The organism is Geofilum sp. OHC36d9, assembly GCF_052400685.1.
In the GTDB taxonomy this organism is placed as follows: domain Bacteria; phylum Bacteroidota; class Bacteroidia; order Bacteroidales; family Marinilabiliaceae; genus CAZHHH01.
Window position 1 is genome coordinate 158,124 of record NZ_JBQTGJ010000002.1, and the last position, 16,271, is coordinate 174,394.

Sequence of the window (16,271 nt, forward strand, 5' to 3'; positions counted from 1 at the left end):
CCGGTTAAGATTATTCTTCATCCACCTGATATCCCATGAGTGAAAGCATTTGTATGGCATATCGTCTACCCAACTTCCGATACCCTTCTGAATTAAAATGCGCTCTATCCTTGGCAGCACAGCCCTCCGATGATATAACATGTGCAGTTGGGATAGTATCAGGAAGCAGGTTAATGATCGAATTCATTGATGAACAACAATTTCCCTCAGCAGACAGTAATTCTCCCACAAGAAGAGGCGTACAATTAACATCCAATGAAAGGTCAGTCAACATATCATTGTAAATTTTTTTCACAAATGACAGCCATTCAGTTTGGCCTGTATTGGTTTCACCCTGGTGCAAAAGAATACCTTTAATGACACCGTCTTGCTGAGCTGCCTGAGCAAGGTTTATAAGATATTGGTAAGGATTTCGGCCATAATCCGCCACTTTTTTACTAAACCATTCTTTATTTTCTTTGGAGTCATAGTCCTGATAGAGATCCTTATCAAATAACCTGATATCGCATCCGCCAACAGCAACACTAATAATCCCGACCTTAATGCTGTCCGGAAGATTGGCCACCATGGTTCTGCCAAAATAGTCAGCAGGTGAAAGCCCTGAGGAGGTTAAGCATAAAGGCGGAACCGCTGTCTGCCATATAGCCTTTGATTCTCCTGTACTTAAACTATCAAGAGCCTTCGATACGAGGAAACGACTATCAACGACACTATCTTGTTTCTCAATTGTTCCCTGCCCCTCCATATTCGATTGGCCAAAACAAAGGTAAATGTGGAAATTACTATCTTGAGAATATATGTTTGTCGCTAAAAAAATTGCAAGCAGGACAAATAAAAATTTGCTTTTCATCGTATATCAATTTTATGATTGTTAGTAAACTCATACTTTTTAAGTAGCTCGTAATATGAACCCAAGGACAAAGCTTGTGAAACCTCTATTTTGTGTTTGTCTATAAAGTCAACTACTTCGTTATGCTTGTCATAAAAACAGTCATTTACGAAAAGTAAACTGACTTCGTCTTCTTCCTCCTTGTAAAGCATAATCAAAGCATTTATGAGATAAATCCACAATAACAGCTTTGCTTCTGCCTTTACTTCGTTCGTCAGTCCCTTGATTTTTATGACGTCGCGAGCCTCGTATTTGAACTTTATAGCTCAAACTCCCGACTTTATGGACAGGCACTATTTTGTGTTTGTCTATAAAGTCAACTACTTCGTTATGCTTGTCATAAAAACAGTCATTTACGAAAAGTAAACTGACTTCGTCTTCTTCCTCCTTGTAAAGCATAATCAAAGCATTTATGAGATAAATCCACAATAACAGCTTTGCTTCTGCCTTTACTTCGTTCGTCGGTCCCTTGATTTTTATGACGTCGCGAGCCTCGTATTTGAACTTTATGGACAGGCACTATTTACAGTTATAGTTTTACTTTAACACCTGTAACCCATTATTATTTTGATAACCGCATAAGTAAATGCAAAGACCTACTTCTAAACAGTTGTTCACCATACATTGCAGGCTTTTATAGTAACAATAAAAGCTATAAAGGAATAGGATATTTTATCTAATCGATTTAACCAGAAGGTCATCAAAAACTTTCGACACCATGACCTCTGAAACTCCTTTCTTCAAACTGTTTACGTATTGATGGCTGGGGTTATTCGGGCGTACCCGCCACATGAGTGTTCCATCCTCAAAAATGTGGTTATAGCCTTGAGTATTCAGTTCGAAAAACTCGTCATACCCCCTCACAGCGATATAAACTGCGATCAAATCGGCACTATGATGCCAATCCCTCCAGCCGTCTAAAAAGATTTTATAAGCCTTGGATACCGGGTTGGAATCAGGATCATAATTAAAAGGCGTCCTTCCGGTTTTAATTCGATCAGCAAATTCTCCACCTCCGGTAAACGTAATAATGCCAGGCCAATTTGCGGCAACATACCTGACAGCTTCTGGGTCGGGCTTAAAATTACCCCACTTGCCCGGGTTTTGCGTATAAGGGTATCGACCGCCCATACAGACCAAATGCTTCACTTTTTGACGAACCAACTCCACCCCATTCAATGAATTTATATCATCAGGTTCACTTTTTAGCAGATTAGATAGATTTGTGAGGTACCCCACAGTCACAATAACCACACTACTATCTGGTTGATTGGTTAATATTTTTCTGTATAGAGAGATGGCATCTTCCGAATTTTCACCTATTCCAATATCTTGGGGGAAATTTTCAGCTATAACTTTAGCATATTTAGAGTTCCGGTACACGCCCAAAGTTTTAACGGCCCCGATTGGGATATCCCCTTTTTGAAAATACGTATTTAAAGCATCAACCGTAGGTACCGACCAAGGATTCAAGCTACAAACCATAGTTCCCAATATTTCCGCCTCCCCATTATTGGCCAAACTATGAAGCATAGCCAAAGCACCAACATCGTCAACATCTGACTCCATGTCAGTGTCAAATATTATTTTAACCTGAGCAGACGTTGAAAGTATGAACAAACAGAAACAACAACCGAACACAACTAATATTTTTTTCATAATAATCAGATTATTCGAAGTTTTCAAAAAAGCATGGGCATTAGTTTTCACTTTGGAAACGAATCCAAAATAATCTAATCTATTTGTTCATATAGAACTTTTTCATCACATAAAAAGCTTTCTTTTTATATCCTTTTTCAGATATTAATCCTTTACGATTCCAACCATCCTGAATGTCAGGCAACTGTCGAAGAGGCGACTGAAAGTCGACTAAAACCCAAGGCGTCATACCTGCTAAGCCATCAATGCGATTAAACATTTTCACGTTTTCCTCATACATATATTCCTGATATTCTTCCGACCAACGGGTTTCCTTATCGGCATGAAATCCGGCCAGGGCTCCCCCACCAAATTCGCTAATAATAACAGGTTTATTGTAAGGTATCTCAAAGCTTTTTTCCCGGCAGGTTTCCGGCGATCCTTCGTACCAGCCGATGTAATCGTTGAAACTTATAACATCAAGTATCTCACCAAGTCTGTCACTAACCTTAAGAGTGTCATCATCCACACCTTCCCAACCATCTTTACGGCAAGCAGCACTTAATAAGCGTGTATTATCCAATGCCCTGACATGATTAGCTACAGCAGTTAAAAATGCCAGACGCTCATCACTTTCCGGTGTTTCATTAGCAATAGACCAGATAATAGTAGCAGCTCTGTTTTTATCTCTTCTGATAACTTCAGAATATTGCTTTTTGGCTTTTGCTAAAACTTCCTCGCTTTCCCATTTAATACCCCAATACAGAGGCAACTCTTCCCATACCAGTATTCCCATCTCATCGGCAAGTTTTACAATATTCTCTTGATGAGGATAGTGGGCCAAACGAACAAAATTACATCCCATTTCTTTAGCCCATCCAAGCAGTCGTTGAGCATCTTCCATGGTGTTAGCACGATCCTTTTTAAGAGAATTTTCATCGTGAAGAGCAACACCCTTTAAAAATATTGGTTTACCATTTAGAAGAATTTCTTTATCGCGGGTTTCAATTGTTCTGAAACCAATTTTATCAGTCATCGTATCTTCGCCCGCAGTGATAACAACATCGTATAATTTTGGATTTTCGGGCGACCATAAGTCCAGTTTCTTCGTTTTCAGAGAAAATGTTCCACGACCTTCATTAATCGGGATATCGGCGAATAATTTTAATTCCGGGATTTCAATCTTTGCAGTTTTTGCTACATTTTCTCCGGTTAACTTTACAGATCCTTCAATCACTTTTGCTTTGGCATTCAACGATTCTTTATTCATGCTGATAGTAAAATCGTCAATGTAATTTTGCGGAACTTCAACAATCATAACATCCCGGATTAAGCCACCATAATTATACCAATCAGTACTCATGCTTGGTATACTAGTCGAATCACGACGATTGCTTACACCAACAATCACAAAATTGTCTTTCTCCTTAATATTATCAGTAACCTCAAAACTAAATGGAGTAAAACCACCTTCGTGTGTTCCTATAACATCACCATTTATTGATACTGTTGTTTTGTAGTTAGCTCCTGCAAAATATAAGAACACTCTTGAATTAATATTTTTAGGCGAAAAGTCGAAAGTTTTTCTAAACCAAACACTTCCTTCGTAGTAATAAAGTTTTTCCAGTTGAGCATTCCATGAACCCGGTACATATAATGTTTGTGCATCATCAAAACTATATTCAACCCGATCCGATTGATTCGTAGTTTTAACGTTTTCCCACAAGGGTTTAAAACCTATACTACCTGTTTCAAATTGGTCAATTATGTATTTCCACTTTCCATTAAGAGACGTTGTTGAACGCGATCCTATGTTTTGAATGGCTTCCTGAGCATTGATCATTGGCGTTAAAACCAATAGTAATAATAAAGCTAATAGTTGTATATTTTTCATTTTCCTGTACGTTACGACTTTAGTATAATTCAAATTTACAGGAAGCGAAACAGGAGCATCTTTAATAATGTGCTTAATACATCTATAAAATAATGCTCAAGCTGACTATCAGCAGCTTACAAAGAAACATCATGAAAATAAGTGCTTGCAATTTCTCTGATTTTTCATTTTAAACAAGTGTCAGACTGCTTGTTATCAGGCCTAATATCATTTGATTGAGGCGTCTCATAAAAAAGCCTCAAATTTGCGATACAACGTTCAAATAAGATCATTTAAGTCATTCTCTGAAAACATTAACGCCTTTGCTTCAGGCGCAAAAAAATATTTGTATTAACAATACTAATATCAGTCTTCTCATTGCTATTCTTTTTTAGATCTGATTGTTTTAAAAATGGCATTAGTTATACAGAATTTCGGGAATGTCAGCCAATACCTGGTTGACGGATGATCCTGTTCGAATATCAAGCCCTATATTTAGGGTTTGTCTGTAAAGTCAACTACTTCGTTATGCTTGCCATAAAAACAGTCATTTACGAAAATATTTAAAGGCTGTCTCAAATAAATGAAACAGCCTTTAATTATTACGACACTATACCCGAAACTATTTGACAAATTTACGAGTTACCACGCCATTGCTATTTTGCATGCGTAAGTAATAAATACCGTTGCTTAATTCAGACACATTAATGGTTGTATTTACTGCATTGTTTTCAATGGATTTTATTAATTGTCCATTAATATCCAAGACATCAATTCTTTCAACATTCTCCATATTGGTAATGTGAAGTTGATCACTGGCCGGTACAGGGTAAATTTTGATATTCTCAAGACCAGGTGTATTGGCCAATGCTGTGGATTGATTGGTAATGGTAACTTCAAAAGTATCTGCTACAGCTGAATTTTCAGCGGCTGTTGCAATTACATCTACTGCACCATTAGAAATAGCAGTCAATAATCCACTTTGGTCAATTGAAGCAGCAGTGCCATCTAAACTCCATACAATCTCAGGATTACTGGCAAATTCGGGATAAACCGTAGCACTTAACTGCAATGAACCGGCAGCAACGTCAATAATATTGACATCATCAACTGACGTTATGGTAACAGAATCCACCGGATGCTGATTGCTTATTGCAATCATATGCGAAGCCTGAGCTAACCCGGTTTTATCAATTGCGATTGCAGTGACTGTAACTTCACCATCTTTTAGTGCACTTACTTCACCGGTCAGACTGTTAACAGTTGCATTGCCGATACCATCTGAAACATACCAGTATGCAGCCTGCTCAGCTGATTCAGGTAGAATGGTACTGCTTAACTGAACAGTCCCTCCTTTGGTTGTAATTTCAGTATCACCGGCAATGGATATTGAACCAGCAAATGTGCTTGTTCCTTTAAGTTTGATTTCGTCGAAGTGGCAAATACCGCTGGTGTTATTAGTTATTCGAAGACTTAATTTAGTACCACTTACGGTACTTAAATCAAATTCGATTCCGGCTTTCCATGATTTAGTTTTTGTGGGTAATTCACTTGTTGACTGAATTTCTGTCCAGCCTCCACCATCTACACTTAATTCAAAGGTTGGGGCGTCGGTGAACGCTGAAGGCGCGGTAAGCCAGTAAAGATCATAGGATAAACTCATATTTGCTTTGCCTGCAATACCGATGTCTCTAATCGTAAATGAACTTAACGTTGGTCTTGTGGATGAAGGATCTAATTGTCCGACACCCCTGGCAGACCAATTTGTCATAGCCAGAACCAATGAGTCTTCACCGTTATAATTGGCTGTACTTGCAGATAAAGCTGAACCACCCCAGGCTGTAGTCCTTAATTCAGCTAAAGTAGAATCTTTAGACACATAATAACCATTACCCATAGCCTTCATCCACCAGGCATTATTAGCAAAAGTTTCCTGAAATAAGATTACAACATCAGATTCTGTCAAAGCAGCATTTTCACCGGTAATAGTTAAGTCATCAACATAAAATGTTTGATCATAACCCGTCGTATTATTACTGTTAATCCATAGTTTCATACTTGTTATATAACCGATTGAAGATGAGCTTAAGAATTCTTCAAAATTATAAGTTAGTTCATGCCACTCATTCTCACCCTCAGGTAAATTAATGCTTTTACTAACACCTGCACCGGTATAATCATACAGGGATATTTTAATAGCTACCCCGGATGTATCGGGCGACATAATTTTAAGCTTAAATTCAGGATTTGTGTAAATGCTATGAGGAATTTTAAATCCGGTAAACTCCATTATTGAACCATCCTTGATAGCCTCTGTTTTAATAAATCTGGCACAAGTAGCACTTGTATTTATACCATCAGTTACAGGGTTCGCAACAGTATCAGTAGCCCCGGGCCAAGTATTAAGTTCGGCATAGTCTATACCATCTTCATCTTCAAATGTTGCGACTGTTATTGGATCTTGTGCATACGTCTGAAACGCAAACAGCATTAATACAAGTAAACTAAAATTGGTAATAATCATTCTTTTCATAATTCAAATTGTTTGGTTAATAAATATACTATCACAAAAAATGTATTTAAGGTCTTACGATTTGGCGCTATTGTTAATCTGTTGTCCGGAAAACGGATCAGGATTCTATTGAATTTAAAATCCACAAGCATTTCATTAAAACATTAAGTAATAACAAAGCACGCTGCATTCAACAACACTTTAATTTATGCTGAAGGTAAAGTCGTCAATATAATTATGCGGAACTTCAATGAACAACACTTCGTGGGTTAAACCACCATAACTATACCAGTCGGGGGTATTGCCAGAAGGTGTAGTTGAACGTGATTTCAAGAGTTGAAAGGTTTTCTGAACATTGATTATTGAAGCTAAAACCAATAGTCATAATAAGACTAATAGCTGCTTATTTTTCATATTCCCGTACCTTACTACTTTAGTCTAATTCAAATATACAGGAAGCCAGACAGTAGCATCTTTAATAACGTGCTTAATACATCTATAAAATAATGCTCCGACTGAATAATAGCATCTTACAAAGCAATATTATGGCACTTTTTTCTTTTATTATTTTAAATCTAATTGTTTTAAAATAACATCATTTAAATAAAATCCCGGATATAGGAGCCGGCTCCTCAGCTGAAGAATGTTCAAATTCGATGATCAGGTCCTTTCAGGAAAAAGGATTGGTCCTTTTAGGAAAAAGGATTGGTCCTTTTAGGGAAAAGGATTGGTCCTTTTAGGAAAAAGGATTGGTCCTTTTGGGAAAAAGGATTGGTCCTTTTAGGGAAAAGTATTGATACTTTTAGGGAAAAGTATTGATACTTTTGGGGAAAAGTATTGATACTTTTGCCCCCCTCGTGAAAGGCTTATGAACAGTGGCTTCCGGAGGGGACTAAAAACTGCTTAAAGGAAAAAATCTTCTCAAATCAGGAAGACAATAAAACCTTATTTAGTGCCTGTCCATAAAGTCGGGAGTTTGAGCTATAAAGTTCAGATTCAAGGCTTGCGCAGCTCGAAAAATGTGAGTTTACGTCCGTAAATGACCATTTTGAGAGCAAGCGTAACGCAGAAGTTGGGCTTTATAGACAGATTCTATTTACACAATGAATGATAAAAAACTGAGAGAAAATACAACCCGGTAGTGCAGACGTTTCACAAATAAACGTTGTTGAAAACAGTAGGGATTTAATGATTCTATCCGGGGTTGACCATTATAAGGACGGGAAATTTGACCGGCACACAGCACCTTCGTTGATCAAAGAATATGACTATAAAATTTAATTGTAAATCAACAGATTAATACTGAATTACAAATAAGCCCTGAAAGAGCCAGGCAATAACGGAATCCCAGTTGAGTAGATGGCTGGCGGGACTGTAGCCCCCCCGCCAGTTCACCACTCTCACCACCAAACGTACCGGCCGGCAGACGGTGGTTCATAAAACATAAGCAATGTTAATTACTAACAGAACCCGAACTCAAGTTTGTAGTTGTCCATCAGATTAAAGCGTTGAAAATAATCGTAAAATACAATGTAACCTCTGCGTTTTAATCGAATAATGGTAACAACCGTAATATCACAATTATTATTTTTTCACAAATGATTGTTGCAACAAACCTTTATTAGTTTTAGCAACTATATAATAAATTCCTTGGTCGAGATTTTCAATGTTAATTGATGTTTCGTTTGATTGCATTTGTTCCAAAAGCACCAATTGACCGTTACTGTTATAAATTTTAATTGAATCAATTAAAATGTCAGCCAAACTAATATTAATTTCATCAGTTACAGGATTCGGATAAACTACCATTTCCTCATTTTTAATTATAGATGTTGACAAAGCTTTTTCATTAAAAATTCTAATTGGGTAAGAAGGAATTGAATCCTCATTAGAATAAACTTCAACCAACCTATAATAAGAATAAGCCCCAATTTCAGCATCTTCATCTAAATATTCAAAAGGAACAGTCTCAGCTGAAATATCACTAAATTCAGCAATAACGCTAAAATCAGTACTCTCAGTCCTTTTTTCAACCAATACTTTGGTAATTAAATCTGCATCTGACCGTGATTCCCAGGTTAAATGAACATTATTATCAACTAATTCAACGTCTAAATCAGTAATTGAAGAATCGGATGTATATATTAAAACATCTTTAATATCATTCCATGATTTTTCAGCACGCAACAAGGTCTCAAATTCCCAACTATCATCCCAGGCAGCAAAGCTATGATCGTAATCTAAAGCAAATTCAACACACTTGGCATAGTAATACATTCGGGAATTATAATCGCAATCCCTTTGCGCTCCGAATTCATCTAAATAAACAGGTATATTATTTTCAACAGACCATTTCTGAACAGCAGACATTCGATTCTTCATTTCCCAAATATCAGCCTTCGTCCCCCATGTACCTTTACCTTGACCCGCAAAGCTCCAGGGTTGGTATGAATGGTAATAGGCCATTAAATATGGATCCTGTGTATCAGGTATCTCAGTTTTCATAAGGAGGTCTGAACCTGTATATTCAATGCCTGAATAAACCACCACCCGGGTAGGATTATATTCTCTTATAATTCCTAAAATACTCTCATTAAATTCTTCAATCTGTTCTTGAGCTATACCAAGAGGTTCATTCATTATCTCAAAAAACAAATTCTCTGATTTGTTTCTAAATCGAATAGCAATCTGACGCCATATACTCTCGTACCGTGCTTTTTGCCCTTCATAATCTTTCTGAAACGATTCTTCATGGTGACAATTTATCACAATTATTAAATCGCGATCTAGTCCCCAATCAACAACCTCCTCTACTCTATCCATCCAATCGTCATCTATTGTATAAGGAGCTGAAGTATCAGTATGCTTATCCCAACGTACAGGAACACGAACATTTTTAAAACCAGCCTCTTTATACATATCAAAATAATACTCCTCAGCTTTTGGCGCCCAATCACCTTCATAAGGCGGTTCAAGTGTATTACCCATATTAATTCCACGCCCCATCAAAACCCGCGCCTCTTGGGCAGTCATTTGAGCCATTGTATTTGTAACCATTAAAGTAAAAATAATTACAAAGGCATTTTTGAAATAGTTAATCATTGTCATACCTAATAATTTATTATGTTTAAACACTAAAAGATTGCTTCACGGATTTAAAGTCTGTCTATAAAGTCCAACTGCTGCGTAAGCCTTGAACTTTATATTTCAAACACTTAGTTTATAGACAGACGCTATTTAGTCTGAATAGGTTGTAATTCGACCTCTAGTTTGATTGATCTATCTCCTTCTATTTTTGTTTTGAAACCGAGGATGATTTTACCCGGATTCTTATCTTCAAAATCGTTGACAGGTTGTGCCGAAAAAAGTTCGATCTGTGCATTTTCAGGAGAAATAATACGAAACGCCATTTTCTGATCTTCTTGCGTTATAACAGCCGAATGAGATGAATTGATCTTTACATTATCGACAGTAACCATGGACCAGCGCACCTCAGAATCCTGCATGTTATTTTCAATTTCGTCGGTAATCAAGACCTTCCCATTGTTTAATAAGGCTACGGTACGTATCGCTTTCCTGATCGATTCCCGATAAACGGGCGTTAAATCGACTGTTGCTGATTTTAAATTTTCGTGTTTAGTTGTTGCAATTATTTTAGCACTTCCATCAACCAACTGATGTTTATTGTCGAAGGTTAAGGTATTGTGGGCTTTGTTTATATAGCGAAATACCTTCCAGCGGTCTCCTGTCTGACTCCCATCAAACAGATTTATGCCATGTTCTTCAAGAGTATTGTAATCGTGCATGCCTAAATCAAAAGCCCATCGTTTTCCGTTTGCATCCATTACAAAGCTACCAGCATCCATGTGTCCATGATTGAGTCCTGGTGATCCACCTTTAACAGCTACAAAGGTTGAGGTTTTGTCCCATCCGGTGCGGAAAATAGCCAATGGGTTTTTGCCATCCCCTTTCCAGAACATATTTGATGGTTTATTATTATCGAAATTTACTCCCGATATCCACGAAATCATAAATGGAAGAAGCCGGTTTTCAATGCTTTCGGCATCAATTTTACGCTTGCCATCCATAACATCCTGCAAAAGTGGTTTTATGTTGAAAAGCAATTCAGGTTTTTGCAATTCGTTAGCGAACCAACAAATTGTAGGCGAAAGTATTACAGGTTCTCTGTTATCAGAAAAATTAAAATTTCCATTTGGACCGAATACATTTAAATAGAAATCTCCACTCTTAAGAAACCCTGCTCCTATACTTATAGTCTCATCGGGGAAGTTTTGGCTGTAAGCATCTAAAAACAAACAATGAAAGCTTGTTCCATAATCCCAATACATGGCTCCTTCGGGGTAAATACCATCGGGTTCATACACCTGTTTCGGCTTTTCAATTGAAGAAATTGCACGTCGAATAAGTGAATCGCAAAATTCAGGGTAGTCCTCGTACAAAGCCAATGCGCCAAATGTGATGCTGGCATTACAAACCTGATTCCAGTTGTGATCAACTTTTAACCACCAACTATCATCTGTGGCCTGTTTCAATCCTTTTTCTAATATTGCTTGTTTTACAATTTCTTTTGTTTCATTCGGGAGATCGTTGTACAACCAGTCGTAACCAATAGACATGGCCATGGTCATTTCTGCCACATCTAAAAAAAGATCGGGATTCCATGTTTGAAAAGAGCTCGCTTTCAACAGAAGTTCTTCTGCTTTATCGAGGTATTTTTTATCGTTTGTAAGCTGATAAGCGTATGACAAATACCCTACTCTTTTGAGATATCTTCTTGAGACAGGCAACAAACGCCTACCCAACATTTTAAATTCAGGAGCGGGTAAAAGAAGCATCTCATCGGCCGTACTAATAAGTACCTTGTTCAACTTTATTACATGATCAGGAAGATTTTCTGTGTCATGAAAAAGTTGCTTGTTAAAGGCTATGCGTGGATGTTCGGGAATGGTATTTTTATTACGGGTTGAGCAACTCATAAAAATGCTCAACAGTAAAATAATGGTGACACAATATATCTTATTCATAATCGGTTAAATATTAGACAAAATAAAAACCTGTTCAATTCAGGCAGCTATACATTAATAAATACAGTTTTATTGATTAATGTAAACTGGTTTTAATTCGACCTCAAGTTTAATTGATTCATCTCCTTCTATTTTTGTTTTGAAACCGAGGATGATTTTACCCGGATTCTTATCTTCAAAATCGTTGATGGGTTGTGCCGAAAACAGTTCGATCTGTGCATTTTCAGGAGACACAATACGAAACGCCATTTTCTGATCTCCCTGCGTTATAACAGCCGAATGGGATGAACTGACCTTTACATCATCGACCGTAACCATGGACCAGCGTACCTCTGACGCCTGCATGTTATTTTCAATTTCGTCAGTAATCAGTACCTTCTCATTGTTTATTAAGGCCACTGTACGCATCGCTTTATTAATGGATTCCCGATAAACGGGCGTTAAATCAACTGTTGCTGATTTAAGATTTTCGTGGTTAGTTGTTGCAATTATTTTAGCACTTCCATCAACCAACTGATGTTTATTGTCGAAGGTTAAAGTATTGTGCGCTTTGTTTATATAGCGAAATACCTTCCATCGATCTCCTGTCTGACTACCATCAAACAGATTTAGTCCTTGCAATTCCAAAGGAAGGTATTCGTGCATGCCTAAGTCATAAGCCCATCGTTTTCCGTTTGCATCCATAACAAAACTACCTGCATCCATGTGTCCATGACTGAGTCCGGGTGATCCACCTTTTACGGCTACAAAGGTTGAGTTTTTATCCCATCCGGTACGGAAAACAGCCAGTGGATTTTCACCATCTCCTTTCCAGAACATATTTGATGGTTTAGTATTATCGGGGTTAACTCCCGACATCCACGAAATCAGAAATGGGAAAAGTCGATTTGCAGTATTTTGGGCATCTATTTTTTTCTTGCCATCCATTAAATCCTGCAGAAGTGGCTTTACGTTGAAAAGTAATTCTGATTTTTGAAATTCATTGGCAAACCAAAAAATGCTCGTAGATAAGCCTTTTATCCCGCGGTCATCTGAATAGTTAAAGCTTCCTTGAGGACCAAAAACATTCAAATAAAAATCACCACTGTTTTTAAACCCATTTCCAGGGACTATTGGTTTTTCAGGAAAATTTTGTCTGTATGCACTGATGAACAAACAATAAAAACTGGTTCCGTAATCCCAATACATAGGTCCTTCAGGATAAACACCATCAGGTTCATATACTTGTTCGGGTCGTTTTAATGAAGAAATTGCCCGCTGAATTAATGAGTCGCAAAGATCCGGATAGTCTTCATATAAGGCCAATGCCCCAAATGTAATACCAGCATTGCATACCTGGTTCCAGTTGTTGTCAACTTTTAGCCATCCCTTATCACCGACAGCTTCTTGTAATCCTTTTTCTAAAATTGCCTGCTTTACAATTGTTTTTGTTTCTTTCGAAAGATCGTTGTACAACCAATCGTAACCAATAGCCATGGCCATTGTCATTTCAGCCACATCCAAAAAGTGATCCGGATTCCAGGTGTGGAATGAACACGCCTTCAATAGAAGTTCTTCTGCTTTATCGAGGTATTTTTGCGCCTTTGTAAGATGATAAGCGTGTGACAAATACCCTACTCTTTTAAGATATGTTCTTGAAACATCTACTAAACGTTTCCCATCCATCTTAAATTCAGGAGCAGGTAAAAGAAGCATCTCATCGGCAGCAGTAATCAATACATGATTTAAAGCGATCACATGATCGGGGAGATTATTTGTCTCTTCGAATAATTGCTTGTTAAAAGCCAGGCGTGGATGCGCGGGAATATTATCTTTATTTTGCGGTGCGCAACCTATCAGAATGCTTAAAAATAAGAAAATTGCGATGAAATGAGCTTTATTCATAATCGGTAAATATCAGATAAAAGTTCGTCAGCTTTTCATTATAAGTGATCCTGATCTTCTAAAATCATCACCTTATTATACAATCACTTTCTCAGCGAAACTATTGGATATAATTACACATACGCCGGGGCTCAAATCAGCAACGTTAATTGATAAAGTTGGTCCATTTGCTCCAGATTCATAAACTGTAGCTCCAGTCATATCAACCAGGTCAATAGACCTTCGGCAACAAACTCAAAATCTGTAGTCTCATCTTTTACCTTCAAACCGACTTTATCGTCATCACATTTGTAATATGCAAAAAGATGTTCTTCATCGGCCGCCGTAAGTTCTGTTTAATAGATCTCTTTTATTTGAACTGCAGTTCGGGCAACATTCCATAATCTAATCTCATCCATTTTACCAAGAAAAGAACAATTGTCGATTTCCACCAATTGCCATATAATCTCCAAACCTGACATTAATGCAAGAAACATATTAGTATCAGGTGTTTTTGAGTTTTCAACGGCTTACAATATCTGTCTGTCCCTGCTTTTCTGGCGATGGTATTTACTGACTGACGATCAATCAACTTAATTAGCGGTCAAAATAGTGGTTGTCCGGTAAAATTTACAGATTTGCTCACGGTCATAATTTGTTTTATGAAAAATACAAACTTAACCATGAACGGGGTTTTGCTAATAATTTAGATACCCCGTTCTGTTTCTTTTACCGGACACCACTATTTTTAATTGAAGATCAACAAATTATTGACTTTGAATAAAATTCATTTTGTTCTACCAGCCCGGATTCTGTTCTAAAACACCTTCGGAAAGGAGTATCTGTGATTCCGGAATCGCTAAAAACCCGTTGGTTTCCGGACGGTAGGTAACAGTATAAGTATCTTCAATACCACCATTCACTACCGGAACATCTTTTACTGCGGCAAATGCAGCCACTTCATCGTGCCAACGTAACAGGTCATAGTACCTTATTCCCTCGAAAGCCAGCTCGTGACGGCGTTCAGTTTTAATGGCTTCCAGAGATACAGGTTTAGTTGGTAACCCAGCTCTAAGCCTAACCTGATCGAAATAATCCTGCGCATTTGCACTTCCAAGTTCAGCCCCCATAAGCAGGACGTCAGCTAAACGAAGGATTATATCATCCTGCATATTCCAAAACTGGTAATTGCTTTGTGTGCCGGCTCCAAGCATATAATCGTACATACCAGTACCTTCAACTTTAATAGACGCAATTTTCTTCATCCACATAAAAGTTTCATGCATCTGATCTTTTTGCACTTTATAGCTTTCATAAATCTCACCTTCATTTGGATCCTTTACATATAAAATTGAGCCTGCTTTTCGAGGGTCGCCATCTTCAAAACTTTCGTAAAGTTGTGGATTAACAGTTCCGGCTCCCCATCCTTGACCAAAATCCTGACGTTTATAACTACCTCTCATAGAACAAGCCAATGGTTGTGAGTTACAATAGCTCTTTTTATTAGGAGAAGACCAACCACCGTAAACAGAAAATTTTATTGAGAAGATCGTTTCAGTATTTCCCTCATCATCGCCAACCCAATTTAAACCATTGTCAATAGCATATTTATAGGTTGAATTTGCATAAGAATAAGGCCATATATTACGAAAATCCTGAATAAGTTTATGTCCACTGTTGTTAATACAATCATCAACCCATGCAATGACATCATTTTTGGTAACCGTTGAACCATCGGGCAAACTTACGTCAGCTTTTTCGTATTTTCCGGTATAAAACAGGAATGCTCTGGCAATCAAACCCTGGGCAGCCCATTTTGTAGCATGCCCTAAACGATCTGGAGAAATCTCGGTTGATTTTATCGCCGGCATCAGTTCAATTGCAGTTTTAAAATCATATATAATCTGGCCAAAGAGTTCATCTGCTGAAGCTTTAGGGATATTGGCCGGCTCAGGATTTGTAATAAGCGGCACATTACCAAAGGCTTGTGCCAAACGAAGGTAAAATAAAGCCCTTAAAAAATAAGCTTCGCCCAGTGCCTGATTACGGTCATCTTCATTGGAATATTCGGCGTTATCAAAGTTTTTAATAATCATATTTGCCCGTAATATTCCTTTATAGTTACTGGTCCAAAAACCTTCGTGTTGGCTTTCAGTATAAAACTCAAAATCGGCTATAGCATGCCACGCAGGATCACCTGTACTGGCGCCGGCAAAGCAATCATCTGACCTTAAATTGGCCAGAAAAAGAGCATTATCAGAATTACCACTACTTGGCAATGCTGCATACGTTGCAGCTAATGCAGCTTCGATCTCCTCAGGCGTAGAATAATAATCAGCATTAGATACCTCGTAAAGATTTTCTTTAACCAGGAAATCGTTGTCGCAACCAGTCAATAATACGGTTGCAATTGTCATTATAATATATATTATTTTATTCATTGTCAATCGT

12 protein-coding genes are annotated in these 16,271 nt (G+C 37.6%); all 12 read right to left on the reverse strand.

The window, feature by feature from the left end:
• Positions 1–10: 10 nt before the first annotated feature.
• The 12 genes from ACT3CD_RS03515 to ACT3CD_RS03570 all read right to left on the reverse strand — a co-directional run bounded on the left by ACT3CD_RS03515 (position 11) and on the right by ACT3CD_RS03570 (position 16,261).
• A complete protein-coding gene (locus tag ACT3CD_RS03515) occupies positions 11–850 on the reverse strand; it encodes a sialate O-acetylesterase (RefSeq protein WP_444643000.1) in 840 nt (279 codons plus the stop codon).
• Between the two features lie 141 nt (positions 851–991).
• Positions 992–1,288, reverse strand: coding sequence for a hypothetical protein (locus ACT3CD_RS03520; RefSeq protein ID WP_444643001.1), 297 nt, complete (start codon positions 1,286–1,288; stop codon positions 992–994).
• 273 nt (positions 1,289–1,561) lie between these two features.
• Positions 1,562–2,548 (reverse strand): nucleoside hydrolase, encoded by a 987-nt coding sequence (locus tag ACT3CD_RS03525; RefSeq protein WP_444643003.1) that lies wholly within the window; start codon positions 2,546–2,548, stop codon positions 1,562–1,564.
• A gap of 79 nt (positions 2,549–2,627) precedes the next feature.
• Positions 2,628–4,421, reverse strand: coding sequence for a glycoside hydrolase family 2 protein (locus ACT3CD_RS03530; protein ID WP_444643004.1), 1,794 nt, complete (start codon positions 4,419–4,421; stop codon positions 2,628–2,630).
• 601 nt (positions 4,422–5,022) lie between these two features.
• Complete coding sequence (locus ACT3CD_RS03535; protein WP_444643006.1) at positions 5,023–6,933, reverse strand: Ig-like domain-containing protein; 1,911 nt, start codon at positions 6,931–6,933, stop codon at positions 5,023–5,025.
• A 180-nt stretch (positions 6,934–7,113) separates the two neighbouring features.
• The gene (locus tag ACT3CD_RS03540; protein WP_444643008.1) at positions 7,114–7,245 is read right to left on the reverse strand and encodes a hypothetical protein; all 132 of its coding nucleotides are present in this window, start codon (positions 7,243–7,245) and stop codon (positions 7,114–7,116) included.
• Between the two features lie 955 nt (positions 7,246–8,200).
• Positions 8,201–8,350 (reverse strand): hypothetical protein, encoded by a 150-nt coding sequence (locus ACT3CD_RS03545; protein ID WP_444643009.1) that lies wholly within the window; start codon positions 8,348–8,350, stop codon positions 8,201–8,203.
• Positions 8,351–8,496: 146 nt separating this feature from the next.
• On the reverse strand, positions 8,497–10,020 hold the full coding sequence (locus tag ACT3CD_RS03550; protein ID WP_444643011.1) for a cellulase family glycosylhydrolase: 1,524 nt from the start codon (positions 10,018–10,020) through the stop codon (positions 8,497–8,499).
• 125 nt (positions 10,021–10,145) lie between these two features.
• The gene (locus ACT3CD_RS03555; RefSeq protein WP_444643013.1) at positions 10,146–11,957 is read right to left on the reverse strand and encodes a heparinase II/III domain-containing protein; all 1,812 of its coding nucleotides are present in this window, start codon (positions 11,955–11,957) and stop codon (positions 10,146–10,148) included.
• A 69-nt stretch (positions 11,958–12,026) separates the two neighbouring features.
• The gene (locus ACT3CD_RS03560; protein ID WP_444643015.1) at positions 12,027–13,841 is read right to left on the reverse strand and encodes a heparinase II/III domain-containing protein; all 1,815 of its coding nucleotides are present in this window, start codon (positions 13,839–13,841) and stop codon (positions 12,027–12,029) included.
• A gap of 460 nt (positions 13,842–14,301) precedes the next feature.
• On the reverse strand, positions 14,302–14,412 hold the full coding sequence (locus ACT3CD_RS03565) for a hypothetical protein (protein ID WP_444643017.1): 111 nt from the start codon (positions 14,410–14,412) through the stop codon (positions 14,302–14,304).
• Between the two features lie 205 nt (positions 14,413–14,617).
• Complete coding sequence (locus ACT3CD_RS03570; protein WP_444643019.1) at positions 14,618–16,261, reverse strand: RagB/SusD family nutrient uptake outer membrane protein; 1,644 nt, start codon at positions 16,259–16,261, stop codon at positions 14,618–14,620.
• Positions 16,262–16,271: the final 10 nt, after the last annotated feature.